This window comes from Mixta sp. (assembly GCF_024610815.1).
In the GTDB taxonomy this organism is placed as follows: Bacteria; Pseudomonadota; Gammaproteobacteria; order Enterobacterales; family Enterobacteriaceae; genus Mixta; species Mixta calida.
Map to the genome: position 1 here is coordinate 1 of NZ_JANION010000043.1, position 2,988 is coordinate 2,988.

The following is a 2,988-nucleotide window of genomic DNA, read 5'->3' on the forward strand; positions in this document are numbered from 1 at the left end:
CACGCCGTCCACGACCTTGCTGCCCTTCTGCGCGGTTTCGGAGGCGCTCAGCGCCAGCTGCGACGCCTGACGGGCGTTTTCAGCGTTCTGTTTCACCGTCGCGGTCAGTTCTTCCATGCTGGCGGCGGTCTCTTCCAGCGAAGCGGCCTGCTGCTCGGTGCGCGAGGAGAGATCGTTGCTGCCGGCGGTGATTTCGCTGGCGCCGGTGTAGATGGCGTCGGAACCGTCGCGCACGTCGCTGACGGTGCGCACCAGCTCCTGCTGCATGTTTTTCAGGCTTTCCGCCAGCAGGCTCATTTCATTGCGGCCTTCTACCTCGATTGGCTGCGTCAGGTCGCCTGCGGCGATCGCCTGAATATGCTGCATTATGGTCTGTAACGGCTTCAGCAGAATGCGTTGCAGGCCGAACCAGCACAGTACAATCACGGCCAGCACCAGCGTCATTACCGTGCCCAGGATCCAGAGCATGGTGTTAAAGGCGCGCTCGTTTTCCGCCAGTCCCTGCGCGGACAGCACCGCCTGCGCGCTACGCCATTCGGTATAGACCGCCTGCGCGTCATTTTGCTTCTGTTCGATGTTCTGTTTGAACATCGCCTCCAGCTGTTTTGCCGCCAGCATATCGGTCATATCGCTCAGGCTTTTCGCCAGCGCGCTGTACTTCTCTTCCATCCGCTGCGACAGGTTATCGTCCAGACCCGGCGTGTTAGGCATGCCTTTATAGTCGCGGTAGTGCTTATCCGCTTCCGCCAGCTGGTTACGACTCTGCTGCACCAGGCTATCCAGCCCGCCGCCGTTGATATTGCCCGCCATATCGCTTTGCAGACGCAGCATGCCGCGGTTAAGCGTAATGCGCACCTGGTTGAGGCCGATCCATGCATCGGTGAGCGCGGCAATGTTTTGACTGGACGTTTGCGAGACGTTGAAATTGGTTTTGTCTTTATTCAGCGCCTGGAAAAACAGCCCGCCCGAAAGCAGCTGCATCGCGCCGAAAATAACCAGCACCACAATCAGGCTGGTTACGACTTTGATTCGCTTTAACATACTTACCCCTGGTATTTAGAAATAAAGTCACTACCAGAACGTTATCGGCAAGATGACGTCAACGTTTACCGTTGGAAGGGTAAAATCAGCGGAAATAGCGGGATTTAAAGCAGAGAAGGCCATGCCGACCGCAGACGGCATGGCCAGAACAGAGAAAGGACAAAACGCGATTAGAAGGTCACCCAGTTATCCTCAGCGGCGGTCTCTTTTTCCTGCGCGGCGCCCGGCTTGAGCGTCAGCGCGGGTCTGACCTGCGGTTCGCGAACCGTTTCTTCCCCGGCGGGCAGGTTAAATACCGCAACCGCTTTACCGAGGCGGCTTGCCTGCTCCTCCAGCGCGGCGGCGGCGGCGGCGGAGGCCTCTACCAGCGAGGCGTTCTGCTGCGTCACGCCGTCCATTTCCGTCACCGCCTGGCCGACCTGCTCAATGCCGCGGCTCTGTTCATCGGAGGCAGCGGCGATTTCGCCCATGATGTCGGTCACGCGATTAACCGCGCTGACTATCTCGCTCATGGTTTCACCAGCGGTGCCTACCAATACCGAGCCGGTATCAACGCAGCTGACTGACGCGACAATCAGATCCTTAATCTCTTTTGCCGCCTGGGCGCTGCGCTGCGCCAGGCTGCGCACTTCGCCCGCCACCACCGCGAAACCGCGGCCCTGTTCACCGGCGCGCGCCGCTTCCACCGCCGCGTTCAGCGCCAGGATATTGGTCTGGAAGGCGATGCCGTCGATTACGCTGATGATGTCGGCGATTTTCTTCGAGCTGTCGGCGATTTCGCTCATGGTTTTCACCACGCCGTCTACCACCTTGCCGCCGCGCTGCGCAGTTTCCGAGGCGCTCAGCGCCAGCTGCGAGGCCTGACGGGCGTTATCGGCATTCTGTTTCACCGTCGCGGTCAGCTCTTCCATGCTGGCGGCGGTCTCTTCCAGCGAGGCGGCCTGCTGCTCGGTGCGTGAGGCGAGATCGCCGCTGTCGAGAGAAATTTTGCTGGCGCTGGTGTAAATGACATCCGCCCCGCTGCGCACGTCGCGCACGGTGCGCGCCAGCGACTGCTGCATATCGCGCAGGCTTTCTGCCAGCTGGCCCATTTCGTTGCGGCCATGGATTTCGATTGTCGTCGTCAGGTCGCCATCGGTAATGCGGTTAATATGCGCCATCGCATTGTTCAGCGGACGCAGCAGAATGCGCTGTAACAGGATCCACATTCCGCCCAGCACGATGGCGATCAATACCAGCATCATGATCGCCACGCCGAGCGACTCGTTATAATTTTCCTGGCTCTCGATCAAACCTTGTTTAGCTCTCTCCCGGTTACTGGCCAGCCAGCTGTTGTAGGCCTGTTCATACGCATCCTGATAACGCTGCGTCGGCTGCGCGATGGCCGCCTGCAGATCGCGCCTGGCGAGAAACCCATGTAATTCCTGTAGCTTTTCATGCAGCGCCTTGTAGCTTTCAGTGAGTGCGATGCGGTCCGATTCATGGCCATCCAGCGGCTTCAATTTCTGGAAGTTGGCGAAATTGGCGTCCGCTTTCGCCAGATACTGTGTTGCCAGCGCCAGCAGCTGATCGGCTTCTGTATCGTTGTGATTCTCCGTGGTAAACAAGCTGATACGCAACGAGGCGCGATTCAGCAAGCTGCGCGTTTGCAGCAGATTACCCCACAGCGCGTGCAGCTGACCACGGCGTGCGCTGTCCATTTGCTCTGTTTCAATATTGGTCCGGCTTTCCCGCACTGCCTTAAAATAGAGTCCATTTGTAGACAGCTGCATAATGCCCAATACGGCCAGTATCATGAATAATACTGTCACTATCTTCATATTCTTAAACATATAAGTCCCTTATTGTTTACCGCATACCGGCAATGTTCGCAGGCGGGCTGGCGTAGCAGAAAAAAGCGTAGCGCTGGTTAATTTATCTACTCGCACAGCGTTCATTGCCTTACAC

Annotated in this window: 2 protein-coding genes; both read right to left on the reverse strand. The window is 57.9% G+C overall.

All coding sequences use genetic code 11. The features are described 5' to 3' along the window. Window positions 1-1,041: Tar ligand binding domain-containing protein (locus MYY08_RS02470; RefSeq protein ID WP_288012922.1), on the reverse strand; the 1,041-nt coding region annotated here is incomplete at its 3' end. Between the two features lie 170 nt (window positions 1,042-1,211). Continuing rightward, on the reverse strand, window positions 1,212-2,873 hold the full coding sequence (locus MYY08_RS02475; RefSeq protein WP_288012925.1) for a methyl-accepting chemotaxis protein: 1,662 nt from the start codon (window positions 2,871-2,873) through the stop codon (window positions 1,212-1,214). Between the last annotated feature and the right edge of the window lie 115 nt (window positions 2,874-2,988).

What these genes read in the sequence shown, in the direction of transcription:
- MYY08_RS02475 (WP_288012925.1), bottom strand. Translation starts at nt 2,873, where the DNA reads ATGTTTAAGAATATGAAGATAGTGACAGTATTATTCATGATACTGGCC.